At 63.3% G+C, this 25,593-nt stretch carries 20 protein-coding genes; 5 read left to right on the top strand and 15 right to left on the bottom strand.

Annotation, left to right across the window (positions count from 1 at the left end; all coding sequences use genetic code 11):
• Window positions 1-117: 117 nt before the first annotated feature.
• Window positions 118-3,885 carry a vitamin B12-dependent ribonucleotide reductase gene (locus AC5ZG5_RS05400; protein ID WP_456646140.1) on the bottom strand — a complete coding sequence of 1,256 codons (3,768 nt, stop codon included), beginning with the start codon at window positions 3,883-3,885 and terminating at the stop codon, window positions 118-120.
• A gap of 796 nt (window positions 3,886-4,681) precedes the next feature.
• Between AC5ZG5_RS05400 and AC5ZG5_RS05405 the strand changes: the two genes are divergently transcribed.
• Window positions 4,682-5,578: a DMT family transporter gene (locus AC5ZG5_RS05405; protein WP_456646141.1), complete on the top strand. Its 897-nt coding sequence runs from the start codon at window positions 4,682-4,684 to the stop codon at window positions 5,576-5,578.
• A 21-nt stretch (window positions 5,579-5,599) separates the two neighbouring features.
• On the opposite strand, the gene AC5ZG5_RS05410 is transcribed toward AC5ZG5_RS05405, so the two are convergent.
• Window positions 5,600-6,004 carry a response regulator gene (locus AC5ZG5_RS05410; RefSeq protein WP_456646142.1) on the bottom strand — a complete coding sequence of 135 codons (405 nt, stop codon included), beginning with the start codon at window positions 6,002-6,004 and terminating at the stop codon, window positions 5,600-5,602.
• 188 nt (window positions 6,005-6,192) lie between these two features.
• Window positions 6,193-6,843 (bottom strand): BA14K family protein, encoded by a 651-nt coding sequence (locus AC5ZG5_RS05415; protein ID WP_456646143.1) that lies wholly within the window; start codon window positions 6,841-6,843, stop codon window positions 6,193-6,195.
• Window positions 6,844-7,107: 264 nt separating this feature from the next.
• Between AC5ZG5_RS05415 and AC5ZG5_RS05420 the strand changes: the two genes are divergently transcribed.
• On the top strand, window positions 7,108-7,518 hold the full coding sequence (locus tag AC5ZG5_RS05420; protein ID WP_028164074.1) for an NADH:ubiquinone oxidoreductase subunit NDUFA12: 411 nt from the start codon (window positions 7,108-7,110) through the stop codon (window positions 7,516-7,518).
• A 335-nt stretch (window positions 7,519-7,853) separates the two neighbouring features.
• On the opposite strand, the gene AC5ZG5_RS05425 is transcribed toward AC5ZG5_RS05420, so the two are convergent.
• The gene (locus AC5ZG5_RS05425; RefSeq protein WP_130231598.1) at window positions 7,854-8,540 is read right to left on the bottom strand and encodes a DJ-1/PfpI family protein; all 687 of its coding nucleotides are present in this window, start codon (window positions 8,538-8,540) and stop codon (window positions 7,854-7,856) included.
• Window positions 8,541-8,662: 122 nt separating this feature from the next.
• Here AC5ZG5_RS05425 and AC5ZG5_RS05430 point away from each other — a divergent pair, with 122 nt between their 5' ends.
• Complete coding sequence (locus AC5ZG5_RS05430) at window positions 8,663-9,601, top strand: GlxA family transcriptional regulator (RefSeq protein ID WP_028164076.1); 939 nt, start codon at window positions 8,663-8,665, stop codon at window positions 9,599-9,601.
• Window positions 9,602-9,650: 49 nt separating this feature from the next.
• Here AC5ZG5_RS05430 and AC5ZG5_RS05435 read toward each other — a convergent pair whose 3' ends face one another.
• Window positions 9,651-12,701 (bottom strand): putative Ig domain-containing protein, encoded by a 3,051-nt coding sequence (locus tag AC5ZG5_RS05435; protein ID WP_456646144.1) that lies wholly within the window; start codon window positions 12,699-12,701, stop codon window positions 9,651-9,653.
• Window positions 12,702-12,937: 236 nt separating this feature from the next.
• Window positions 12,938-14,884 (bottom strand): sensor histidine kinase, encoded by a 1,947-nt coding sequence (locus tag AC5ZG5_RS05440; protein ID WP_456646145.1) that lies wholly within the window; start codon window positions 14,882-14,884, stop codon window positions 12,938-12,940.
• Between the two features lie 118 nt (window positions 14,885-15,002).
• On the opposite strand from AC5ZG5_RS05440, the gene AC5ZG5_RS05445 reads away from it, so the two are divergent.
• The gene (locus AC5ZG5_RS05445) at window positions 15,003-15,746 is read left to right on the top strand and encodes a response regulator transcription factor (RefSeq protein ID WP_456646146.1); all 744 of its coding nucleotides are present in this window, start codon (window positions 15,003-15,005) and stop codon (window positions 15,744-15,746) included.
• 54 nt (window positions 15,747-15,800) lie between these two features.
• On the opposite strand, the gene lipP1 is transcribed toward AC5ZG5_RS05445, so the two are convergent.
• Window positions 15,801-16,751, bottom strand: a complete 951-nt coding sequence (lipP1, locus tag AC5ZG5_RS05450; RefSeq protein WP_456646147.1) for a LipP1 family hormone-sensitive lipase — start codon at window positions 16,749-16,751, stop codon at window positions 15,801-15,803.
• Between the two features lie 244 nt (window positions 16,752-16,995).
• Here lipP1 and AC5ZG5_RS05455 point away from each other — a divergent pair, with 244 nt between their 5' ends.
• Entirely contained in the window at window positions 16,996-18,003 is a 1,008-nt protein-coding gene (locus AC5ZG5_RS05455) for a DUF2155 domain-containing protein (RefSeq protein ID WP_456646148.1), read from the top strand.
• Between the two features lie 97 nt (window positions 18,004-18,100).
• Here the strand turns inward: AC5ZG5_RS05455 and aat are convergent, their stop codons facing one another.
• The 8 genes from aat to AC5ZG5_RS05495 form a co-directional block, all read right to left on the bottom strand.
• Complete coding sequence (gene aat / locus AC5ZG5_RS05460; RefSeq protein WP_456646149.1) at window positions 18,101-18,781, bottom strand: leucyl/phenylalanyl-tRNA--protein transferase; 681 nt, start codon at window positions 18,779-18,781, stop codon at window positions 18,101-18,103.
• A 46-nt stretch (window positions 18,782-18,827) separates the two neighbouring features.
• Window positions 18,828-19,919 (bottom strand): sensor histidine kinase, encoded by a 1,092-nt coding sequence (locus AC5ZG5_RS05465; protein WP_456646150.1) that lies wholly within the window; start codon window positions 19,917-19,919, stop codon window positions 18,828-18,830.
• Window positions 19,916-20,356 carry a response regulator gene (locus AC5ZG5_RS05470; protein ID WP_456646151.1) on the bottom strand — a complete coding sequence of 147 codons (441 nt, stop codon included), beginning with the start codon at window positions 20,354-20,356 and terminating at the stop codon, window positions 19,916-19,918. Before AC5ZG5_RS05470 ends, AC5ZG5_RS05465 begins: the two co-directional genes overlap by 4 nt.
• A complete protein-coding gene (locus AC5ZG5_RS05475; protein WP_456646152.1) occupies window positions 20,353-21,882 on the bottom strand; it encodes a sensor histidine kinase in 1,530 nt (509 codons plus the stop codon). The genes AC5ZG5_RS05470 and AC5ZG5_RS05475 overlap by 4 nt, the downstream gene beginning before the upstream one ends.
• Window positions 21,883-22,044: 162 nt before the next feature.
• Window positions 22,045-23,397, bottom strand: a complete 1,353-nt coding sequence (gene accC, locus AC5ZG5_RS05480; protein WP_456646153.1) for an acetyl-CoA carboxylase biotin carboxylase subunit — start codon at window positions 23,395-23,397, stop codon at window positions 22,045-22,047.
• An 83-nt stretch (window positions 23,398-23,480) separates the two neighbouring features.
• Window positions 23,481-23,972 (bottom strand): acetyl-CoA carboxylase biotin carboxyl carrier protein, encoded by a 492-nt coding sequence (gene accB, locus AC5ZG5_RS05485; RefSeq protein WP_130229459.1) that lies wholly within the window; start codon window positions 23,970-23,972, stop codon window positions 23,481-23,483.
• Window positions 23,973-24,013: 41 nt separating this feature from the next.
• A complete protein-coding gene (gene aroQ, locus AC5ZG5_RS05490) occupies window positions 24,014-24,481 on the bottom strand; it encodes a type II 3-dehydroquinate dehydratase (protein WP_130229458.1) in 468 nt (155 codons plus the stop codon).
• A 306-nt stretch (window positions 24,482-24,787) separates the two neighbouring features.
• Window positions 24,788-25,582, bottom strand: coding sequence for a DUF1236 domain-containing protein (locus AC5ZG5_RS05495; protein WP_456646154.1), 795 nt, complete (start codon window positions 25,580-25,582; stop codon window positions 24,788-24,790).
• Between the last annotated feature and the right edge of the window lie 11 nt (window positions 25,583-25,593).

The raw sequence follows: 25,593 nt of genomic DNA on the forward strand, positions 1-25,593 counted from the left end.
TTGAGCTATCAGAACGGAGCCCCGCTATTGAGCGGGGCTCCGGGCGATCACGGGCCTGCTATGCCCAATCGCGGACCTTCTTTGGTGTGAACTACAACGATCTTGATCTTCGCTCGTTTACGAACACCCCGTTGTGCTGCCGCACGTGTCGCACTTCATGCATGTCCCATTCCGCACCAGCGTGAAGTTGCCGCACTCCGAGCACATCTCACCCTCGTAGCCTTTGGCCTTCGCTTCCGCGCGGCGTTCGGCCTTTGTTGGAGCGACCGCCGCGGCGGTGCCAGCCTTGCTCCAGTGCACGGTCCCCACCTTCTCCGCGGGCGAGAGATCGTGCTCCGTTTCCTGCTTCAACGCCACCGCGCCTTCGATGGTGTCGGAGACGCGGGACTGCGCGCCTTGCGAGGAGAGGGCGGTGACGCGGGAGCCGCCGGCGGGGGCGTTGTCGGCGTTCTGGCTGACTGCGGTCGAGCCGCCGCGCATGACGACGAGGTTGTCGGTGCGCGAGCGGGTGAGGCCGCGTGACAGGTACTTGGTCGCCTGGTGCTGCGGTCCCTCAGGCTCCTTGCCTTCCTCGACGCCCTTGCCGAGCGCGTCGAAGCCGCTCTCGGTGGGGTCGACATGGGCGAGGTCGAAGCGGGCGAGATAGCTCACCGCGAGCTCGCGGAAGACATAGTCGAGGATCGAGGTCGCGTACTTGATGGAGTCGTTGCCCTGCACCGGACCCGCGGGCTCGAAGCGGGTGAAGGTGAAGGCGTCGACATATTCATCGAGTGGCACGCCGTATTGCAGGCCGAGCGAGACCGCGATCGCGAAGTTGTTGATGAAGGAGCGGAGCGCGGCGCCTTCCTTGTGCATGTCGATGAAGATCTCGCCGAGGCGGCCGTCGTCATATTCGCCGGTGCGCAAGTAGACCTTGTGGCCGCCGACCACCGCCTTCTGGGTGTAGCCCTTGCGGCGATCCGGCATCTTCTCGCGCTCGCGCATCACGACGATGCGCTCGACCAGCTTCTCGACGATCTTCTCGGAGACCTGCGCGGCACGCGCGGCCATCGGCTTCTCGTACAGCGCCTCCACCGCATCGTCCTCGTCCTCATCATCAGAGATGAGCTGCGAGTTGAGCGGCTGCGACAGCTTCGAGCCGTCGCGATAGAGCGCGTTGGCCTTCAGCGCCAGCTTCCAGGACAGCAGGTAGGCGGACTTGCAGTCCTCCACCGTGGCGTCGTTCGGCATGTTGATGGTCTTGGAGATCGCGCCCGAGATGAAGGGCTGCGCCGCCGCCATCATGCGGATGTGGCTCTCGACCGAGAGATAGCGCTTGCCGATCTTGCCGCAGGGATTGGCGCAGTCGAACACCGGATAGTGCTCGGCCTTCAGATACGGCGCGCCTTCCACCGTCATCGCGCCGCAGATGTGCACGTTGGCCGCCTCGATCTCGCGCTTGGAGAAACCGATCGCCGAGAGCAGGTCGAAGCCGGGGGCGGCGATCGCTTCCGCGCCGATGCCGAGCGTGTCGCGGATGAAGTCCTCGCCGAAGGTCCATTTGTTGAAGGCGAACTTGATGTCGAACGCGGTTGGCAGCGCCTTCTCGACCTTGGCAATCGCTTCGTCGGTGAAGCCTTTTGCTTTCAGCGTGGAGGCATTGATGCCCGGCGCGTTGGACAGCGAGCCGTGGCCGACGGCGTAAGCCTCGATCTCCGCGATCTCGCTTTCGCGATAGCCGAGCGCGCGTAAGGCTTCCGGCACCGCCTGGTTGATGATCTTGAAATAGCCGCCGCCGGCGAGCTTCTTGAACTTCACCAGCGCGAAATCGGGCTCGATGCCGGTGGTGTCGCAATCCATCACCAGGCCGATGGTGCCGGTCGGCGCCACCACGGTGGTCTGCGCATTGCGATAGCCATTGACCTCGCCGAGTGCGAGCGCATCGTCCCAGGCCCTGGTCGCATGCGTGACGATGTCGGCTTGCGGGCAGGAGGCGTGGTCGAGCGGCACCGGGTTGACCGCGAGCGCCTCATAGCCGGCCGCGTTGCCATGCGCGGCGCGGCGATGGTTGCGGATCACCCGCAGCATGTGGGCCGCGTTCTTCTTGTAGCCGGGGAAGGTGCCGAGCTCGGCCGCGATCTCGGCCGAGGTCTTGTAGGCGATGCCGGTCATTACGGCGGTCAGCGCGCCGCAGAGCGCGCGGCCTTCCTTGCTGTCATAGGGCAGGCCCATGGTCATCAGGAGGCCGCCGATATTGGCGAAGCCGAGGCCCAGCGTGCGGAATTCGTAGGAGAGCTCCGCGATCGCCTTCGAGGGGAATTGCGCCATCAGCACGGAAATCTCGAGCACGATGGTCCAGAGCCGGCACAGATGCTCGTACGACTCGATGTCGAAGCGCTTGGTGGTGGTGCTGTAGAAGGTGAGGAGGTTCGCGGACGCGAGGTTGCAGGCGGTATCGTCCAGGAACATGTATTCCGAGCACGGATTGGACGCACGGATGTCGCCGGACGCCTTGCAGGTGTGCCAGTCGTTCATCGTGGTGTTGAAGTGCAGGCCCGGATCGGCCGAGGCCCAGGCGGCGTAGCCGATCTTCTCCCAGAGATCGCGCGCCTTCAGCGTCTTCGTCACCTTCCTGTTGGTGCGGGCGATCAGGTTCCAGTCGCCGTCGGTCTCGACCGCGCGCAGGAAGTCATCCTTCAGCGATACCGAGTTGTTGGAGTTCTGGCCGGAGACGGTGAGATAGGCCTCCGAATCCCAGTCGGTGTCGTAAACGTCGAACTGGATCTCCTTGTAGCCTTGCTTGGCGAACTGGATCACCCGCTTGATGTAGTTGTCGGGCACCATCGCGCGGCGCGCGAGCTTGATCTCGCGGCGGAGCGCCGGGTTCTTCTCAGGATCGAAGCAGTCGTCGCCCGAGCCTTCGCAGTTGACGCAGGCCTTCAGTACGGCCTTCAGGTGCTTCTGGTTGATCTTGGAGCCGGTGACGAGGGCGGCGACCTTCTGCTCCTCCTTCACCTTCCAGTCGATATAGGTCTCGATATCGGGGTGATCGATGTCGACCACGACCATCTTGGCGGCGCGGCGCGTGGTGCCGCCGGACTTGATCGCGCCGGCGGCGCGGTCGCCGATCTTGAGGAAGCTCATCAGACCCGACGAGCGGCCGCCGCCGGACAGCCTTTCGCCTTCGCCGCGCAGGCGCGAGAAGTTCGAGCCGGTGCCGGAGCCGTATTTGAACAGGCGCGCCTCGCGCACCCAGAGGTCCATGATGCCGCCGTCGTTGACGAGATCGTCCTCGATGCCCTGGATGAAGCAGGCGTGCGGCTGCGGATGCTCGTAAGCCGATTTGGACTTGGTCAGCTTGCCGGTCTTGTAGTCGACGTAATAGTGGCCCTGGCCGGGGCCATCGATGCCATAGGCCCAGTGCAGGCCGGTGTTGAACCATTGCGGCGAGTTCGGCGCCACCATCTGCTTGGCGAGCTGATAGCGGATCTCGTCGAAGAAGGCCTGCGCGTCTTCATCCGAGGAGAAGTAGCCGCCTTTCCAGCCCCAATAGGTCCAGCAGCCGGCGAGGCGATCGAACACCTGCTTGGCCGAGGTCTCGCCGACATAGCGCTCGCTGTCAGGCAACAGCGCCAGCGCCTCGGTGTCGGGCACCGAGCGCCACAGCCAGGAGGGCACAGTCTCCTCCTCGACCTTCTTCAGGCGCGCGGCGACGCCGGCTTTACGGAAATATTTCTGGGCGAGCACGTCGGAGGCGACCTGCGACCAGAACTCGGGCACCTCGACATTTTCCGCACGGAACACGATGGAGCCATCGGGATTGCGGATCTCAGACGTGGTCAGCCTGAAATTGATCCCGGCGTAAGGAGATTGTCCCGCAGTGGTGTTGCGCCGTTCGATATGCATGCGTCGTGCCCCGTCTTCTGCCCGGCCCCCATTGCCGCAGGGGTGATCCGGAAATGTTGTTCCTAGAGCGAGTCCCTGGTCCCATCCTTCCGTCCAAAGGGTGGGGGGCCAGAGCCCCGCAAGCTCAGCCGGTGGACCGGCCTGTTTCTCTCGATCGCCGGTATCGGCTGGCACCGATCCGGCGACGGCATGTCCCTGACCGGCCCAGGCGGACCGTTCGGGTCATGCGTTCAACGCCTCAAAACTCGTAACGCGACAGGTCACCAATGGGCCTTTTCCGACCCGTTATTGGCGTCCCAAAATGCCCGGGAAATTCCGGGAGGAATTTCCGAAATCGCGGGCAGCAAAGCCCTTCACCCGCGGCCTGTTCGGCTGACGGAGTGGTCGTTCTGGACCCTTTTGGGAGCGACCGGCGGGGACCCGAAACACACTCGCGCCGAACAGAGTGAAAGCTAGGCCAAGTCCGTGACGCCCGTCAAGGATTAGTACGGGTTCCTGAATCAAATACTAAATATGGTGGAAAAGGGAGCATAACAGGGGCCGTGCCGCGCCTGTGACCCGGCCAAGTATCAGTGAGTCCTCAGGGATTCCCAAGAGAAAAAAATCTCATGTCGGCTGTGGAACAATGGCTTCGCCCGCTTTTCACAGGGCAGGTATTTTTGGCGTCTGACGGATTGAATTCCGAAGACTCACGTGAGCTTACGGGGAAGTTACGGACAGGTATGCTGGCGGGCGCGTGGTCGGCCGCCCAAATCGAAGGCATGGTCGCCGCCGATTCCATTCCCTGCCGGGCTTCATGACAGAATCAAAACCGAGCGCGCGCGGCCGACTAGCGCCTGCGGGCTTCCTGTTCCTCGCCGTTACGTCGGTGGGCTGGGGCTTCAACTGGCCGGTGACGAAGTACCTGCTAAACGAGCTGCCGCCGCTGACGCTGCGCGGCTCGACCGGTGTGATTGGGGCTGTGCTGCTGGCTCTGCTCGCGGTCGTTCGCGGGCAGAGCCTGTCGGTCGGGCGCGAGATGTGGCTGCGCTTGATGCTGGCGTCGCTACTGAACGTCACCGGCTGGATGGTGCTGATGGGCCTCGCACTGCTCTGGCTGCCGGCCAGCGAAGCCGCGCTGATCGCCTACACCATGCCGGTGTGGGCCTCGCTATTGGCCTGGCCGGTGCTCGGCGAACGGCCGACGCTGCTGCGCACGATCGCGCTGGTGATGGCGTTCGCCGGGCTCGCCGCCATCATGGGCGGCAACGGAATTGCCGCGAGCCGCGAAAAGCTGCCGGGGATCATCATGGCGATCACCGGCGCCTTCGGCTTTGCGCTCGGCACGGTGCTCGCGAAAAAGCTGCCGTTGAAGATGACACCGATCCCGGCGGCGGCCTGGCAGATCGGGCTCGGCTGCCTGCCGGTGGCGGTGGCCGGTCTTCTCGTCGAGACCTCGCATTTCGATCGCGTGACGACGCTCGGCTGGTGGCTGCTCGTCTATTCGATCCTGATCCAGTTCTGCATCGCCTATGTGAGCTGGTTCGCCGCGCTCAGGCGGTTGCCGGCCTCGATCGCGGCGATCGGCACCATGGCGGTGCCCGTGATCGGCGTGGTGGCGTCCGCCATCGCGCTGGGCGAGCCGCTCGGGCCGACGCAGGTCGCAGCGCTCATCTTCACGCTCGCCGCCGTCGTGCTGGCCACGCGATCGTAGCCGATCGACCGCCTTGTGTCGTTACTTCAAAGGGCGCGTCGATGCCGCTGATTGACCGAGGCATTCGTTGACGGTGGTGATCAGCGCCTCCGGCGTGAAAGGCTTGCGCAGGCAGCGCGCGGCGCCGAGCTCCAGGGTCATGCGCAGGAAATCCGGCGCACGCTCGGCGTTGGCGAAGGCGTAGCCGGACATCGCGATGATCGGGATCTCGGGCGCGCGCTCGTGAAAGATCCGGATCGATTCGAAGCCGCTCATATGCGGCATGAAGACATCGATCAGCATCACGTCGAAGCTTCGATCCTCGAGCGCGACCATCCCGGCTTCGCCGCCATCGGCGACGGTGACGTCAAACCCCTTGCGCTTCAGACAGACCTCGATGGCGGCGCCCACCATGGGGTCATCATCGACCACGAGAACGCGCGGCACGATGGATCCTCTTGTTGCGATGATATCTGCATATGCCGACCCGCACGGCCGACTGTTTGATTAAGGCGGAAGCGCGATAGCACGTCTGCAAGATGCCGTGCATATGAGATTCGCTTACAGCCGAATTTATCTTCTCAACAAAAAGGGCGGCTTTCGCCGCCCTTTTTCACGCCAAAGGAATCAGCCGGTCAGGGGCAGGGATGACGCTGACCGTCATAACCGAGATAGGTTCCCGACGCCGGGTCATAGGACTTGTAGCGCTGCTGGCAGTAAGCGACGTCACCGCCGCCAGGCGCGACCGCGACCGCAGCGCTGTCATCGTAATAGCCGTCGTCGTAGTAGCTCGGTGCGTATCCATAGCCGCCATAATAGTCGTCGTAATAGGCGCTCGACGCGAGGGCGCCGCCGATCACGGCACCTGCAGCAATACCAGGCCAGACTCCGTAGCCGCGGTGACCATAGCCGCCGCGCCAGCCGGGCCGATACGCGCCGCTCCACCCGGGCCGGCCACCACTCCAGCGAGGATTAGCAACCGCGCCGCCGCGGAAGGCGGGAGCGCCCGCGAACTTGGTGCCAAGGCCGGCTCCGCCGCCGGCAAAGCTGCCGCCTCGGAAGCCACCGCCGCCGCCGCCGGCAAAGGCGCCGCCCCGGAAGCCGCCGCCTCCACCGGCAAAGCCGCCGCCGCGGAATCCACCTCCACCGCCTCCAATGGCCGCTCCGCCGCCGCCGACCCGCCCGGCCGAGAACTTGGTACCCTGCGCAAAGCCTTCGCTCGGCACCACGAGCGGCAGCACCAGCGCGAGCGCCGCGGCGGTGCCTAAAATCTTGAGATTGATCATCGTTGGGACTCCATCTGCGGGACATGGCCCAACCCTTTCCGGGGGCCGGCGTTCCCGAGCCTCGCGCCACTTCATTGCGCGAGGTCTCAGCCTGTCAGATAAGAACTGTATGGCGAATGAACGGGTTAGACCGAATTCCGCGACAATTGGCCGCCAACACTGCGCTGTGATGTTCCGCTCTGGGGCACAACACGTGCGGCAATCTGGACAATTCGATCCGCCGGTGGCATCACAGCCCAACGATCCCGAACCGGCCGGCGCTTCATGAAACAATTCCTGCTCAAATTCTTCACGTGGTGGAACGGCCAGACCTTTGGCACGCAGCTCTGGACCTGGCGGTTCGGCGAACTCGTCGGTACGGACGAGCAGGGCAATCGCTACTATCGCACCCGTGGCGGCAAGATCGATCCGGTGCTGCATTTCGAGCGCCGCTGGGTGATCTATAACGGCTACGCCGAAGCTTCGCGCGTGCCGCCGTCATGGCACGGCTGGCTGCATCACGTGGTCGACCTGCCACCGACCGAAGAGAAATACACGCCGCGGGAATGGGAAAAGCCGCATGTGCCGAACATGACGGGCACGCCGGCGGCGTACCGTCCGTCCGGCTCGACGCTGGCGAGCGGCCGTCGCCCGAAGGCGACCGGCGACTACCAGCCCTGGACGCCCGCAGGCTGATCAACCTCATTCGTACGTTGTGCGAGCGCGCAATTGCGCGTGCAGCGCACGCGTGCCTGTGAACAGCGGTAACAGCGGGGACGAGCAACACGACCTCCTTGCACGTCACGCGGGACCGGAGCTCAATAGGGGCATCTTACGGAGATGGATGACCATCGCGTCGGATCGGGCTCCAGAATCGCGACTGCCCCGATGAGCAGCGGCCTCCGAGTGGGATGCGGGCCGGGACATAGGCCCCCGGTGCAGACGTCCTGAAATCGCCCGTTAATGTGAGGCCACCGCAAGACAGGAAAGGCCGCCCGGGAAACCTGGCGGCCTTTTTCTTTGCGTTGAATTTATGCGAGCCGTGCCGCGGCGCGGGCGATCATCTCGCCGCGGCGCGCCTGTGACGATGCCATCTTCTCTTTCATGAAGGCGAGGATTTCGGCCGGCGCGGTGTCCGGCGAGCCGGCGTTGAACGGCGGCTTCGGATTGTATTCGAGCCGAAGCTGGATCGCTTCCGCCGTCCTGCGGTCGACGAGCTCCGACACCAGCGTCAGCGCGAAATCGATGCCGGCGGTGACGCCGCCCCCGGTGATGCGGTTGCGGTCGATGCAGACCCGCATCCGCGCCGGGATCGCGCCGAACGCGGCGAGGAAATCGATCGCCGACCAGTGCGTCGCGGCGCGATAACCTTTGAGCAGGCCGGCAGCGCCGAGCACGAGCGATCCGGTGCAGACCGAGGTGATGTACCTCGCGCCCTCCGCCTGCTTGCGCAGGAAGGCGAGCATCTCCTCGTCATTGACCATGTCGTCGGCGCCCATGCCGCCGGGGACGCAGATCACGTCGAGTTGCGGGCAGTCAGCAAAGCTGACCGTCGGCATCAGCGCCAGCGCGGTATCGCTCGGCACCGGCTCGATCCGTTTCCACACCAGATGCACTTTGGCCCCGGGCACGGAGGAGAACACCTGCAGCGGACCGGTGAGGTCGAGCTGCGTCACCTTCGGAAACACCAGAAGTCCGATCTGTAGCGGGCTGGACATGGGAACACCTCAATATCCGTTGACCGCGACACAATGGCATGGTGGCCCTCATGTCCAGAATGGCATAATTCCCTCATTTCAGGACAATCATCCGTTTTGGATGACCGACAGGAGAAGGTCCGATGATCGGCGTGCTCATCTTCCCCGAATTTCAATTGCTGGATGCCGCCGGCCCGATCTCGGTCTTCGAGATCGCCGCGCGCTCTGCCGATAATCCGCCCGCGCTGAAGGTGATCGCGGTGACGCCGGGGCCCGTGCGTTCGTCCTCGGGCGCCGAGATGCTCGCGCGAGGGCTGCGACCGTCAGCGGCGATCTCGACCCTGATCGTTGCGGGCGGCGAGGGCGTACGTATGGCGGCGAGGTGCGCGAAGACGCTGGCATTCGTGCGCATGCTAGCCAAGCGCGGGGTGCGCATCGCGAGCGTCTGCTCGGGCGCCTATATCCTCGCCGAAGCCGGCCTGCTCGACGGCCGCCGCGCCACCACGCATTGGCAGCGGACCAAGCATTTCGTTTCCGCGTATCCGAAAGTGAAGCTCGAGCCGGATCGCATCTTCACCCGCGACGACAACATCTGGACCTCGGCCGGGATCAGCGCCGGGATCGACCTGGCGCTGGCGATGATCACGGAGGACTATGGCGAGGAGATCGCGCAAAAGACCGCACGGCACCTCGTGCTCTATCACCGCCGCAGCGGCGGCCAGTCGCAATTCTCTTCGCTATTGGAGTTGAAGGCTGCAAACGGCCGCTTCGGCCCGCTGCTCGCCTGGGCGCGCGAGCATCTCGATGCGCCGCTGACGGTCGAGGACATGGCGGAGAAAGCCGGCATGAGCTCGCGCCACTTCACCCGCGCCTTCGTCGCGGAGACCGGCACGACGCCATCGAAAGCGGTGGAACGTTTGCGCATCGAGGTGGCGCGGCAGCGCGTGCAGTCCTCGGGGGAAGCCATCGAGCGCGTCGCGGAGGCGACCGGCTTTCGCGATCCCGAGCGGATGCGCCGCGCCTTCATCCGCGCCTTCGGCCAGCCGCCGCAATCGCTGCGGCGAGCGGCGAGGGCAGGTTAGAGCGCTTTCGAGCGAAGTGGATACCGGGCCGCGTGATCCGGCAGCACGATCAGAACTTCGCCCCAAGCCCCAGCTTCCCGCCGACGGATGACTGACCTCGCCCTTCGACATTGTAGAGAAGTCCCGCGTCGAGCGTCCATTGGTCTTGAGTCTTCAGCGAAACACCTGCGGTGAAAGTGCCGAACACGCCAGAACCATCGAGGCCGGAATAGCCACCCGTCCCTCCGACCTTCGGCGTAAGGATCGAACCGTTGCCGAGCAAATAGGATCGCGCGATTTCTGCGCCGGCACTGACGCGGAGTTGGCGCGCGTCAAAGCCATTGATCGCCATTTGATCCCTCGCGCTGTTGCTCACCACATAGTCTTCGACTCTTTCCGAGAAGTAGACGGCTCGCAACCTCGGCGTCAGCACGGTCACCTTGTCGAGATTCCATTGCCCCTTGATCGAGGAGTCGATCATCCACCGCCTCGTGTCGAATGTTCCGTCCCAGAACCGCGTGTCGATATTGTTCGCGGAGCCGCCATAACGCAGGCTCGTATCCCAGAACACGCCCTTGCCGAGTTCGAACGAAGCGTACGGGCCTGCGAGCCAGCCATTGCCGGTGAGTTTGGCATCTTCCTTGCTGGGATCGATCATCCGGTCAAAGTGGAACGAAAATCCAACAAGAGCTTTTTCCGTCAACAGGTAATCCGCTCCGAGATTGACCATGGCGAAACTACCCCACTTGCCGGCATTTTCAGTGCGGTTGTGGGCCAGCATCGCGCCATTGATCCAGAGATTGAAAGGCAAGGATACTGCCGCGGAAGCGCCAGACTTGGTGTCGCGAGCACCTTGCATCTGCGCGAGGCTGGTGGCGAAGTTGAGCGTCAATCCACTTTCTGACGGCAGCGCGCGTGCCGTGACGGGATCCTTGTCTCGTCCCATCTGCCGGCGCTCCATCAAGCCCGGAACGCTGATCGTGGAAGAGATCATGTTCTGGCGGGTCTGTACGAAGCCGTGGACCAGAGCATCAATATCGCGGGCCACCTTCTGCGCATCGTGACTCAGCTTGTAGGTGACTGTTCCTGTGTTGGAGACGCCGAGCGCACTCGTCAGACGAAATCCCACGCGCACCTGGCCGGAATAGGCAGGATCGGGTTTGAACTGGAGGTACCAGCCTGTCGGTGTCGCAGGGCCTGCCTGCGCCAGTTGACCGCGGGTAATCTTGGCGCTTCCCGCATTGGCGGGCTCAACGGAAACGATATCCGCTGACGTAAACGGCCCTCCCGTTGCGCCGCGATTGAGATTGACGTCCGCGGGCGTCGAACCGGCCGGCACATCGATCACCCGGTCGGTGACCGTGACTTTCTGTGCATTGACCTTCAGGCTGTACGCGGCCGTACCGATCGCACCATGGCTGTCCTGAACTTGGAGTGTGAATGTGTAGTTGCCCGGCGCGGCAGTGGGCGCAAGCGGCCCGGTAAGTTCACCGGTCGAGATGTTCAGGGTCATACCTTTTGGGAGAGCGCCTGAAGCGACGCTGTAGATGAGTGGCGCCGCGCCACCCTTGGCGGATATTGACTGCCTGTATTCCTCGCCCGCCATGGCTTCCGGCAGGCTGCCGGCCGGAGGCGTAAAAGTGAACGACGCAGCGGAGGCCGAAATCGCGATTGTGTAACCTGCCGACCCCGTAGTCCTGTTGGCATCCGTAGCTGTAACGGTGAAGCTGGAATTGCTTGCCGCCGTCGGAGTACCGCTGATCTTTCCGGTGGACGGATCGAGCGACAGGCCGGCCGGAAGCGAACCGGACGCGACGGCGTAGCCATAGGGCGCTGTTCCGCCGGATGCGGTGACGGTCTGGTTGTAGGCAACGCCAATCGTACCGCCGCCCAGTGCGCCTGCCACAGGCGAGAGCGAAAGCGCGCCGGGAGCAGAGATCGTCAGCGTGTAGGCGGCCGAGCTGGTAGCTCTATTGGCGTCGGTCGCGGTGATGGTGAAGCCAGAGTTGCTCGGGGTCGTCGGAGTACCGCTGACCTTTCCGGTAGACGGATCGAGCAGCAAACCGCTCGGTAACGAGCCGGAGGTGACCGCATAGGTATAGGGGGCAGTCCCGCCCGAGGCTGTTACCGTCTGGCTATAGGCGATCCCGGTCGTGCCGCCTGTCAGCGCTCCCGCGGCAGGAGAGAGCGTCAGAATAGCAGGCGGGTTCACAACGATCGTGTAGCGAGCCCCGTTCGAGAAGGTGAAAACGTAGGTCCCGGCCTGTTGCGGAGTACCGCCCAGAACGACCCTCACTCCCGTCACTTGCGTTAGCGTCATCCCCGGAGGGATGCTCCCCGAGGTCGGAGTGGTTTCGGCAACCACACGGACAGGATCGTAGGCTACGCCGACGGTCGCAGGCGGCAGCGTGGTATCGGCGCCGACCAGGATTTGATAGGTCGCAGATGCGGTACTAGCAGCGCTGTCGGTGACGGTTACCGTAAAAGGCTCGATGCCGGCTATTGCGCGTGTCAGCGTCCCGGTGATGGCGCCGGAAGCTGCGTTGAGCGTCAAGCCATCCGGGAGTGATCCCGAGGTGACCGCGAACGTGTACGAGCCGGTACCACCCGAGGCACTCAGGGTTAGACTGTAAACGTCTCCCACAGTCCCTGCGGTTAACCTGCCAGCAGCAGGAGAGAGGGTGAGCAGGGCCGAAGCCGGTCCGCTGCACGTGGCACGAACGTCAATTATAGCGGGCCCCACACTTACGCCCGTGTACAAATTGAATTTCTGACTCCCTGAGGAGTTGATAGCCAAACTTCCTGTAGTCGATGGCGTATTTATTGAATTGCCCGTCGTGAGGTTCGCTAGAATCGTGTTGGTGTAGAGAGTTGAGTTGTTGACAAACGATATTGTTTCTCCCGCTTCGAACGTAGCTGGGCCGTATGTCATGCTCTGACTGCTTCCGCTCAGCGCACCACCTGCAACAGCGCTACATCCCGCCGACAGTGCATGAGCCTGCCCGCACATGGCGAAAACCGTAAGAATGAGCGCGACAAATAATGCGAGCGCGCCAACACCAGCAGGCCTTGCCCGCAACGCGCGATCGTCGGGCAATTTTGCCGGATACTTCGCGCCCACTCATTGCCCCCTAGTCCCACGCCTGAGCTGGCTCTCATGCGCAACGCGCAAGCCCGAGCCGCATGGGAGAAAATAGCGGAAGCCCCAGGAAAACCTTAGAAACCAATCGTAACGTTCATAACGCAACGAAACGGAACGCAACGAAAACCGTAGCGAATTCACAAGACTCGCGATGGCGCAGATTCAGACCAACGCAATGGTCAGGTGGCATCGGGTTTGAGATGCGTGAATCTTGCTCAGGCCTCGCGAGCGGGCAAATTGATTCGTACCGTGGTGCCTTCGCCTTCTCGGCTTTGTACGGTGGCCGAACCGCCATGCGCAGTCGCAATCTTGGCAACGAGGAAGAGGCCAAGCCCTGAACCATCAGCCCCTTTCGCATTCGAGCCGCGCACGGAATTCTCGAACACATGAGGGAGATCACGCTCCGGAATACCTATGCCATGATCGGTTACGATTATCGCGATGCCCTCCGTTGTCTTGTCGAGGGATAACGCGATCGGTGAGGCGCCCTTCAGGGCGGCATATTTGACGGCATTCTCCAACACGTTGAGGATCGCGAGTTCGAGCATATCCGTATCGGCAGCGAGTTTGATGTCGGCGGCATCGGGCGCAATACGAAGGTTGATCTCCGGACCTGTCAGCAGATCGCGGCTGCGTTGATGTGCGGCGACGACAATGGACCCAGCAGTTGCTGGCGCGAGGCGAACTCGAAAGGCGGGCCCTTGCAGGCGGCTGCGTGCGAGATTGGTCTCAAGAACTTCCACCAGTTGCGCTACGGAACGTCGTATGCGCGTGATGCGGTCATGGTTCGCCTGATCACTCTTTGCCAGTGAAAGGCCGATGCTGTCGATGCTGGAGCGGATCGCCGCGAGCGACGCGCGATATTGGTGTGATACGACTTCCAGAAAGCGGACCTGCCGCAATTGCGATTGCATTTCAGCTTGCAGGGCTTCCTCCGCGACGCGCCTCTCGGTCGCCTGCGCAAGTGAGAGGACTTCGGCCTTTCGAAGCCACGCCGCCAGCGAGCCGGTGAGCAGAATCGTCATGATCAGACCCGAAACGCCGTAGGCGTGATAACTCCATTCCGGCAACAGGTCGAAGCCCAATCGGTCCCCAAGTGAGATGAGAACGCCTATGGCGACGGCCGCGAATGCGGCAGCTCGAAGTCGACTGACCGCTCCGTCTTCGTTCAAGTACCGTAAGCCCAAGAGCAAGTTGACGATTGCGGCCAGCATACTCACCGACGAGCCGATAGGACCGAAGACGACGTTACCTCCCGAAAGCGCGAATCCCGTGCCCACTATCCCTGTGGCGGCGAAAGCGAGGTAAAGCCCGTGAAGCCAAGTCGATTTTTTTCGCAGATCAAGCAGGCTCGAACAGGCGAGAACGCTAAATGCCAACCCCATCCAGGCGTTGAAGCCCAGAAAGAGATCGTTGGCCCACCCGGTGCCACGGAACAATAACACATGACTAAGCCCGAGATTGCCCGCGTAGACCAACATCACACCAAGTGTGCTGAGGGCCACGAGCAGATACTGCCTTTTGCGGTCGAAGCAAAAGAAGACGAGGTGAATGACGAACAACACGCTCATGCCCCCGAACCAGACGCCATAGATGCCGCCGATGACGGCGGCCGACCGCGTATGGCCCTGGACCGTTTCGAGTCTCAGATTCATCTGGGTGAACGAATTGAGATTCAGCAGGCGGATATAGACAACAGTCTTTTCGCCCGCGGCAAACTCGAGACGTACCGCATTGTCCAGCCCGGAAAAGCTATCGTGCGGGAGCGGCCGATGGTCTCCCGCCTGATGGAGGGTAAAGTCCTCCTTGGAGGATCCATCACCTGGCTTGGCGACATAGATGTCGATCGTGTCAACAAAGTTCGGTGTGAGGGATAGAAGGCCTTCGGCATTGGCCGGGGCGGGTAGGGTCAGTCGGAGCCATACGGCATGAGTGATGTAGCCAAAGTTGATGTTCTGGCCAGGAGCGGACCGAAACTCCGTTTGGCGGGCCGGCGTCAGGACGTCCTGCAGCGTGAGAGTCGATGAAGGATCAGTGAGCACGGCCACGTTCCCCCGGATAGATGGAAGGTGGGAGGCAGCTTCCGCGTTGACGGAGAGAATGCAAAACGTCAGCAATGACAGCGAGAGGTAATAGCGCGTGCCGCGCCGAACGTGAGCCATCCACCGCTCTCGTGCAGCATCCGTTAAAATTGTTATTGTTTTGGCTGGGACAAATCGCAAGAGCACTGCTGCAAACATCGTAGAATCTTCTTCACCACTCCTGGTCTAATTCTTTGTGATGACTGAGAATTCATTCATACGGGAATCAGAGGGGCCGATCGTCTCGCAGAACATCAGCATCCTGCTTGTGGAAGACCACAGCGATTTTCGCCAGAGTATCGCGGATTATCTGCGGCTTCGCGGTATGCGGGTGATCGAGGCGGCGTCCGGCATCGAATTTTACAGAGCGTTACGTCAAGCCCGCTTTGACGTCGCCGTGCTTGACATCAACTTGCCGGACACAAGTGGATTTGATCTCGCGGCCGAACTTTCGGCGGGCGAGGACATGGGCATCATTATGCTAACCGCGCGCAAGGACCGAGAGGATCGCTTGCGCGGATACGGCGATGGCGCGCATCTCTACTTCACCAAGCCCGTCGATAGCGAGGAATTGGCGCTGGCCATCGAGAATCTCGCACGACGCGGCAGACAGCAGGTCAATCGTGCCGTTGGGAATTCCAGCAGCACGTTGCGTCTCGATCGAGCCCGCCAGACGCTTCATGATCCAGCGGGACGATTTGTCAGGCTGTCCGGCCGAGAGCTGGTGCTGCTTGACTACTTGGCAACCCGCCCGAATATCACGGTATCGCGCGAAGAAATCGCCGGACTCTTTGGAGATGTAGAGCCAGATCCCGAGAGCCGTGCCCTGGACGCCGCCCTCACTCGGCTCCGCGCCAAGCTCAAGGCCGAGGATATTGAGTTGCCGTTCCGCGTCATCAAAGGTGTTGGCTTGCGACTGATGGTGAACATTAAAGTAGAATGATCATCCACCAGTTTCCCTGCGTGAACTTAGTTACCTTGACCGTCGCCCGCCCGGTTACGCGTTCAGTCGTTTCAGCCACGCGCCGATATCGGTCGCCGCGACATTGGCCTGGTTGAGCAATTTGCCCATGGTGAAAAAGCCGTGGAATTGGCCGGGAAAGTGCTTGTAGGTCACGGGCACGCCGGCTGCCTTCAGGCGTTCGGCATATTCGTCGCCTTCATCGCGCAGGGGATCCGCGCCGGCGGTCAGCACATAGGCCGGCGGCAGGCCGATCAGGGTCGTCGCACGCGCCGGCGACGCGCGCCAATCATGCGCGTCCGCGGCGCTGCTCAGATAGTGATCGCGAAACCAGCGGATGACCGAGTGCGTGAGCAGGACGCTGGTCTCCGGCTCGCTGTGCGAGGGATGCGTCATCGCGAAATCGATCGCCGGATAGATCAGCACTTGTCCCGCGATGGAAGGACCATTGCCGTCGCGCGCAGCGATCGCCACGACCGCGGCGAGATTGCCGCCGGCGCTGTCACCGCCGACGCAAAGGCGCGCGGCATCGATGCCGAGCTGCTTCGCGTTTGCCGCCACCCATTTCGTCGCCGCGATGGCATCGTCGACGGCCGCAGGGAATTTGTGCTCTGGCGCGAGACGGTAGTCGACGGAGATCGCGATCAGCTCGCTTTCATCGGCAAGCTTCCGGCAGACCACATCATGGGTGTCGAGATCGCCGATCACCCAGCCACCGCCGTGGAAGAACACCAGCGCCGGTGACAGGCCGTCCTTCTGGCGCAGCTTCTTGGGCCTGTAGACCCGCGCCGGGATCGTGCCGTGGGGCGCGGGGATCGACAGCGGTTCGACCTGTGCCAGCTCCGGCGGCTCAGGATTGCTGACAAAGCGCGCCTGCGAATAATACGCACGCGCTTCCGGGGCGGTCAGCGTTTCGTAAGCGGGGCGGCCAGCCTCCTGAAAGGCCTTGAAGACGGCGGCGGCATCGGGATCGAGAACGATAGGCATATTGAACGGGCTTCCTCTGGATCATCCGGTCCGGTTTTCCGGATTTTTTGCTGTTTTCCGCGTGGCGTCCGCAGACCTCGGCGAGTGCCGGAACTATCTCATGGGGCAGGGAGCCTGACCAGTGGCGGAGGCCCGCCCTTTCCCCGCCGTATTCGGCGTGTTAACCGGTGAACCTGCGAGCGGCATGTAGCCAATAATTGATTAGTATGTTCAAAGCCCGATTCGTTCCTTGAAGCCGCGCGAGATGCTCCGAACCGTTGCCCTGACTGGCTTTGCGGCCCTGATCGCCGCCTCAACCCTCCCGCTTGCGCAGCCTGCGCGCGCGCAGATCGGTACTATTTTCTCCGATCCCGCCCCGCGCCCGCCGGGCGCGATTCCGCGTGGCGGCCAGCAGGCGGCTCCCGACGATGAAGAGGAAGTGCCGGAATTGCCGCGCGGCCGATTGTTGCCGACACCGAACCGGCCGCCGCCGGGGCAGGGGGTGCCGCCACCGGGCAGCTTCCAGTCGCAGCCTCTGGCGCCGCCGCCGGGCACCCAGGGGCCTCCTCCGAATGCGCCGCCCGCGGTCGCCGTGCAGCCGCCATCGCCCGGGGCGCCTCCTAATGTCGCCAATGCGCCGCCCGGTGCCAATCCTTTGCCGGGACTGCCGCCGGGACAGCGTCAGCCCAAGAGCGTGCCGCAGACGCCGGCAACGCTGCAGCCCGGCGACGAGGTGGTGAGCGAGCCGCCGTCGACCAAGATCGCGAACAAGAAGGCGACCTTCTCCGGGCTCGACAAGATCACCGGGCGCATCATCAATTTCGAGGAGGATATCGGCGAGACCGTGCAGTTCGGTGCGCTGCGTGTGAAGACGGACGCCTGCTACACGCGGCCCTCGACGGAAGCCGCCAACACCGATGCCTTTGTCGAGGTCGACGAGATCACGCTGCAGGGCGAAGTGAAGCGGATTTTTTCGGGCTGGATGTTCGCTGCAAGTCCGGGCCTGCACGGTGTCGAGCATCCGATCTATGATATCTGGCTGACCGACTGCAAAGGGCCGGAGCAGACCATCGTCAACGCGGCGCCCGATCTGCCGAAACAGCCGGCCCCACCGCCGGCGGCGCAGAAGCGGCCGCCCGCGCAAAAGCAGGCGACCCCGCGTCCGCCGCCGCAGCAGCAGCCGCAATACCAGCAGCCGCCGGCGCAGCCCCAACCGCCGCCCCCTCCACCGCAGCAGCGGCCCGGCGGGCTCTTCAGCATATTCGGGAACTGAGTGGAGATGGCTTAGCCCGGATGGAGCGAAGCGCAATCCCGGGTTCGCGCCATTTGAGAGATGTCCCGAGTTGCGTTGCGCTCCGGGCTACGAGGGTTCATGTGCGCGCTGCGATGATCGCGAGCGCATCACCGCCCTTGACTGGCTGATCGGTCGGCAACTTCAGGAAATCAGCGGGCGCACCTGAGATCGCCTGGTCGAGCAGCGCGCGATAGCGGCGGCGCGGGATTTCGAGCGCACCGAAGCTGCGCAGGTGCTCAGTGACATATTGCGTGTCGAGCAGCTGAAAGCCGCCGGCAATCAGCCGCGCCACCAGATGGACCAGGGCGACCTTCGAGGCGTCGCGCGCCGTATGGAACATGCTCTCGCCGAAAAAGGCACGCCCCAGGCTGACGCCGTAGAGGCCGCCGACCAGTTCGCCGTCCTGCCAGGCCTCGACGCTGTGGCAGTGGCCGAGCCGATGCAGCCCGACATAGAGCTCGCGGATGCGGTTGTTGATCCAGGTGTCCTCGCGTCCCTCCGCCGGAGCGGCGCAGCCGGCGATAACGGCCTTGAACGCGCTGTTGACCGTCACGGTGAACGCATCGGAACGCACCGTGCGCGCCAGCCGCGAGGTGATGCGAAAACCGTCGAGCGGGATCACGCCGCGCATTTCCGGTTCGACCCAGAACAGCGTGGGATCGTCGGCGCTCTCGGCCATCGGAAAGATGCCGCAGGCATAGGCGCGCAGCAGCACGTCGGGTGTGATCTCGGATGCGGCGGAGTCGCGCGATGTCATGGTTGGAGAATAGCAGGCGAGCGAGGGCGGCGCGATAGGGGCCGAGCTAGCTCGCGGCGGCGCTGGCGGATTTCGCCGTTGCGCCGCTGGCACGCGGAAAGCGTACCAGGATGCGCGTGCCGCTATGGTTGGGGTCGCGCTCGACGCTGGCCTCGAGCTTGGAGGCCATGGCGCTGACGATGCGCTGGCCCAGGCCCGTGGAGCGCGGGTCGGCCTTGACGTTGAGGCCAACGCCGTCGTCGGAAATCGCCAGGAGCAGATCATCGCCCTCGGCCTTGAGCTCCACATGGATCGGGCCGGCGCCGTCGGGATAGGCGTACTTCACCGCATTCATCACCAGCTCGTTGACGATGATGCCGATCGCGACCGCGCGATCCGGATCGATCTCGATCGGTTCGGCCTTCAAGGTCAGCCGCGACATCCGGTTGCCTTCAGCCGAGCGGCGGAGATCTTCGAGCAGGGATTCCAGATATTGGTTCAGCAGCACGCTCTTCAGGTCGTGCGAGGTGTAGAGCCGACGGTGGACCTGGGCGACGGCAGCGACGCGGCCCATCGCGTTGGTGAGCGCCGCCTTGACGTCGTCCTGTGTCGCCGAACTCGCCTGCAGGTGCAGGAGCGAGGCGATGATCTGCAGCGAGTTGCCGACGCGGTGATTGACCTCACGGAGCAAGACCTCGCGCTCGGCGGCGAGCGCAGCGAAGCGGTCGCGCGAGGCGTGGATCTCGGCTTCCGCCTCGTCGCGCGCCCGCTGCAATTCCGCCTGACGTAGCGCGCCGTTGACGGCGACCTGGAGCAGCGGAATGAATTCGCCGTGGATGTCCTTGACAAGATAGTCCGCCGCGCCGGCCTTCAGCGCGGTGACGGCGATCGCGGAATCCTGTGAGGCCGTGACGAACACGACCGGTGGCGCGTCGGGAATTTTCAGGATCTGCTCGAGCGTCTCGAGCCCGTCGAGACCCGGCATGTACTGGTCGAGCGCGACCACGTCGATGCCGCCTTGTGCGATGCGATCCAGCCCCTGCTGGCCGCTTGCCGCGTGCACCACCTTCAGCCCGAGCCGCGTCAGGCCGCGGTCGACAAGCCGCGCCAGCGCCTCGTCGTCGTCGATGTAGAGCAGGGTAGGGCTCGTGGTGCTCATGCTGCTGCGGGCGGAACCTGAATGACCGAGAAGAACAGTCCGAGCTGGCGGATCGCGTTGGCGAAGCTCTCGTAGTTCACCGGCTTCGTGATGTAGACGTTGCAGCCGTACTCGTAGCATCGCTTGATCTCCTGCGAATCGTCCGTGGTGGTCAGCACCACCACCGGGGTCGACTTCAGGTGCTTGTTCTCCTTGACCCGTTTCAGGATATCGATGCCGGTCATGTCGGGTAGGTTGAGATCAAGCAGGATGAGCAGTGCTTGGCCATTTTGGTCGCTGCCGCTTCCATCCGGGCCGAAGAGATAGCGAACCGCATCTGTACCGTTCGTGAACGGCAAGATCGCATTGTTGACACCGGATCGGCGAATATTCCGCTCAATCAGCCGCGCGTGGCCTTCATCGTCTTCGATCATGATGATGGTGACTGGATTGCTCATACATCTGCCTTCCGCTTGGCGGCCCAGTTGACTGGAAGTGTTATCGTGAATGTGCTGCCCTTGTGAAGTTCCGAGGCGACCGACATGGTTCCCCCAAGACGCCGCACCAGCGCCCGCACATGCGCGAGCCCGATGCCCTGGCCGGGCTTGTCCTGGGTTCCGGCCCGGCGGAACAGCTCGAAAATGCGCTGGTGATCCTTGGGATCGATACCGCGGCCATTATCGCTGATTTCGAAGATCGCAAAGCCAAGCTTGGTGCGTCCGCGGATCGCGATGTCGCCGGGAACACCGTCCCTCAGATATTTGAGCGCATTGTCAATGAGATTGGAGAAGATCTGCTCCAGCGCAAGACGGTCGCTGGTGATATCAGGCAATGGCTCGATGCGGATTTGCGCATTCGCCTCGGCCGCCTGATGCGCGACGGTGGCGGCGACGCCCTCGATCAGCTCGCGAGTGTTGATCCGGTCGGGACTGAACTCGCGCCGACCTTCGCGGGTGAGATTGAGGATCGCGGTGATCAGGCGATCCATCTTGGCGATCGAGGATTTGATGAAGCCGAGCGCCTCGGAAAAATCGTCGGAGAGCTGCTTGTCGGCGCTCTCGAGCACAGGCTCGGCGCTGTCGGTGGCGTTCTGCGGCAATGCGGCAGCTTCCGAGGCGCTGTGGCTCAGGGCGGCGATCCGCTTGAAGATGTCGCCGCGCAGCTCCTCGAGCTCGCCGGTAAAGCCCATGATGTTGACGAGCGGCGAGCGCAGGTCGTGGCTGACGATATAGGCAAAGCGCTGGATCTCGTCATTGGCCTCGCGCAGATCGGCGGTGCGCTCCTGCACGCTGGTCTCCAGGGTGACGTTGAGGTCCCGGAGCTTGGTCTCGGCCTCGTCGCGGACGCGCGTGGAGCGGCGCACCTGGAACGCCGCGATCGCGCCAAGCGCAATCACGATGCACGATCCGGCGATGGTGACGGAGGACGCCAGTATCTGCGAGCGGTCGGCATTGGCCGTCCGCAAATCGAACAGCCGCTCTTCCTCGGCGTGCATCTTGTCCGTCACGTCGCGGATGATGGCATTGGTGTTGCCGGCGGCCGCCTCGCGGACCAGCGCCGCGGCGCTAGCGGCTTCGTCCCGCTTGATGAAATCCATTTCGCGCCTGAACTGATCGAGCCGGATGTCGATTGCCGCGCGCATCTTCTTCACGTTCTCGACCTGAAGCGGATTGTCGACCGTGAGCTGCGCCAGCTTATCCGCATAGGGGACGACGTTGGCCACCGCCTGCTCATGGTCGGTCAGGAATTCCGGCCAGCGGGTCAAGAGATAGGCGCGGGCCGCGCTTTCGGCACGGCGGAGCTCGAGCAGTACGGCATTGATCTGGTTTTCCACCTCGACGGTGTGGACCACCCAGGCGCTATCCTGGCGCGCCTTGTTCACCAGCAGGACCGACCCGGCGCTGATCGCGACCAGCACCAGGAGCCCCGCCGCGAGCAGCAGGATCTGCCCCAATGCGCGCCGGCGCTTGGCGTCAGACGTCACGGGTGCCTCGTGTCATGGATCCAGTGGAATGCAAGCGGTCCTCGGGGATGGGAAATCCCGGTCGCTGCAAACGCACGGTTCCGTGCTTTGTTCCATGCGAAATGGAACTGGCTTAGGATGTCTGACTTGGGCCGTCTGACTTGCGTCGTCTGATTTGGGCCGTCAGCCGATGGTCGGCTGCCCGGCGAGATACTGCTCCAGCCAGTGGATGTGATAGTCGCCATCGATGATGGAGGGCTCGCGCACCAGCGCGCGGAACAGCGGCAGCGTGGTCTCGATTCCGTCGACGACCATCTCGTCCAGCGCCCGGCGCAGCCGCATCAGGCATTCGCCACGGGTCTTGCCGTGCACAATCAGCTTGCCGACCAGCGAGTCGTAATAGGGCGGGATGACATAGCCCTGGTACACTGCGGAATCGATCCGGACGCCCAGGCCGCCGGGCGGGTGGTACTGCGAGATGCGTCCAGGCGAAGGGCGGAAGGTCTGCGGGTTCTCCGCATTGATTCGGCATTCGATGGCGTGGCCGATGATCGCGACCTCGTCCTGCTTCGCGGGCAGGTCGCCGCCGGCGGCAATCCGGATCTGCTCAAGCACGAGGTCGATATCGGTGATGCTCTCGGTGACGGGATGCTCGACCTGGATGCGGGTGTTCATCTCGATGAAATAGAACTCGCCGTCCTCGTAGAGGAATTCGATCGTGCCAGCGCCGAGATATTTTAGATCCCGCATCGCCTTCGCGCAGGTTTCGCCGATCTTTGCGCGCTGGGCGGCCGAGAGGACCGGCGAGGGACCTTCTTCCCAGACCTTCTGGTGGCGCCGCTGCAGCGAGCAGTCGCGCTCGCCGAGATGAATGGCGCCACCGCGGCCGTCGCCGAGCACCTGGATCTCGATGTGGCGCGGCTTCTGCAGGTATTTCTCCAGATACACCGACGCGTCGCCGAAGGCGGATTTCGCTTCGGTTGCGGCGGTGGAGAGCGCCAGCGCCAGATCGGCTTCGCCGTGCGCGACTTTCATGCCGCGCCCGCCGCCGCCGGCGGCGGCCTTCACCAGCACCGGGAAGCCGATCGACCTGGCGATCGCCATTGCATCGTCATCAGAGCTTACGGCGCCGTCGGAGCCGGGAACGACGGGAATGCCCAGTCGCTTGGCGGTCTTCTTGGCCTCGATCTTGTCGCCCATCAGGCGGATGTGCTCGGCCTTCGGACCGATGAAATGCAGATTGTGCTCGGCCAGGATCTCGGCGAAGCGGGCGTTTTCGGAGAGAAAGCCGTAGCCGGGGTGCACCGCCTCGGCGCCCGTGATCTCGCAGGCCGCGAGCAGGGCGGGAATGTTGAGATAGGAGTCCTTCGATGGCGGCGGCCCGATGCAGACGCTCTCGTCCGCAAGCCGCACATGCATGGCATCCGCGTCAGCGGTCGAATGCACGGCCACCGTCGAAATGCCGAGCTCCTTGCAGGCGCGCAGCACGCGAAGCGCGATTTCACCGCGGTTGGCTATGAGGATCTTGTCGAACATGTGCTTCCAGCTCGCGGGCGGCGAATGGCGACTAGCGAGTGGAGTTGTCTCTTCACCATTCGCTATCCGCTACGCGCCATTCGCTATTCGATAATTACCAGCGGCTCGCCGAATTCGACGGGCTGGCCGTCCTCGACGAGGATCTGCGTCACGGTGCCCGCGCGTGGGGACGGAATCTGGTTCATCGTCTTCATCGCTTCGATGATCAGCAGCGTCTGTCCGGCTGATACCTTGCTGCCGACCTCGATGAAGGGCTTTGCGCCCGGCTCCGGCGCCCAATAGGCGGTGCCGACCATGGGCGAGGGCACTACGCCCGGATGTTTGGCGAGGTCGGTCGCGGCAGCGGCAGCCACGGGTGCAGCCACCGACAGGGCCGGCGCGACGGCCGCCGGCACGGCCGCGGCAATACTGACGTTGCGCGCGACACGCAGGCGGACGCCCGCACGCTCGATCTCGATCTCAGTCAGGTGGGTCTCGTCGAGCAGGAGCGCGAGTTCGCGGATGAGCGCGGCGTCATCCTTGTCGTTGTCTTTGCCGGGCTTTGCGGCGGATTTGTCGTCTGGCTGGCGCGCCATGATCTTGGTCCGAAACTCTCTGTCTGATGACGGGGAATGCGTCAGGCTGTCGCCTTGGCGCCGATCCTGGCGGCGAGGCCTGATATCGCGAGGCGATAGCCATCGATACCGAAGCCGCAAAGCGACGCAAAGGCGGCTTTAGCAGTGAAGGAATGATGCCGGAAGCTCTCGCGGGTATAAATGTTGCTGATATGCACTTCGACGGTCGGAATTTTTACCCCGATCAGCGCGTCATGCAGCGCGATCGAGGTATGGGAATAGGCCCCCGCATTGATGATGATGCCGACCGCCTGCTTCGCCCGCGCCTCATGGATGAAGTCGACCAACTCGCCCTCGCGATTGGACTGCCGGCAGTCCGCGGTCAGGCCAAACTGGGCCGCGGTATCCCTGCAGAGCTTCTCGACGTCGGCGAGCGTGGCATGGCCATAGGTCTCGGGTTCACGGGTCCCGAGCAGATTGAGGTTCGGGCCGTTGAGCACATAGATCGTCGCGGCAGGGGCCTGGGCCATCCGGAGTTCCAAGAAACAGCGCTAAATCGTTCTGGGCAGGATCGTTTCGGAAACGGGGTTCCGGATCTCGCTCCAAGTCGCGGGTTTATAGGTAACAACGGACCAGAGGGAAAGCTTTAGGTTTGTCGCAAACCGGTTCAAACGGCTCATTCGGACCGTCAGGTTGCCTGGCTAACCCACGGAAAACACTAATTAACCAACTTTTGTGGAAAAGCGACATGGGTGCGCTCGCCGTTCGGCGGTGACCTGCGGCGAAGGGGATAAAAACGAGGGCGGGTTGGACCCGCCCTCGCGTGAGGGCTGCCGTTAGCCCTCAATGATGTAGACGATCTGGTGCGTCTCGGGTTGGACGATCACGTAGCGGCCGTTGACGAGGATGAAATCATAGCCGCGCCATTCCGGATAGATTTCGACGATCCGGGATGGAAGCGGATGGAAGCGCACGCTCGTTGGCACGGTGGTGCCGACCGCAACGTTGAAGTTCACGTTCTTGACCTCTTCAACCCGCTCCGACTTGATCGCGGAGACGATCTGGGTCCGCTTCTCGGCCGGCGGGGCGGCTGTTGCCGAGGTCCCGGCGTTGCCGGTCGTGGTCTGCGAGCGGCTGGTGTCGGTCGCGCCCTTCTGCTTTTCCATGGTGCCGCTCTTGTCGCGGCTTTCGGCGGCGGTGCCGCCGCTCTTGTCGCGAGTCTCGGCATTCATGCGGTCACGATCACGGCCTTCGCGCCCTTCAGCCTTCATGTCCTTCTCGCCCTTGGTCCTCTCGTTCTCCGAGCTCATGCTCTTCGACTTCTGACCCGGGGCGTTGGTGTCCTGGGCGTTCCTGTCGGCCGCGCCACTTCTATCGGACTCCGACTTCATGCCGGAAGAGCCCGAGCTCTTGCCGGACTGCTCGGCGCCACTCATGCCTGTGGTGCCGCCGTGTTCACGGTTCATCGTGCCTGAAGACGCGCCGCCACTGGATGGCGCGCTGTGCTGCGTCGTCGCGCCGCCACCGGACGACGGCGACTCGCGGCTTATGCCGGTGCCCTGCGCGTTCGCAAAGCCGGTTCCGGCGATCAAGGCCGCAGTCGCGACTGAAATCAACAAGCGGTTCGTCATTTCGATTCCTC

The sequence above is a fragment of the Bradyrhizobium sp. Ses1 genome (assembly GCF_059512365.1).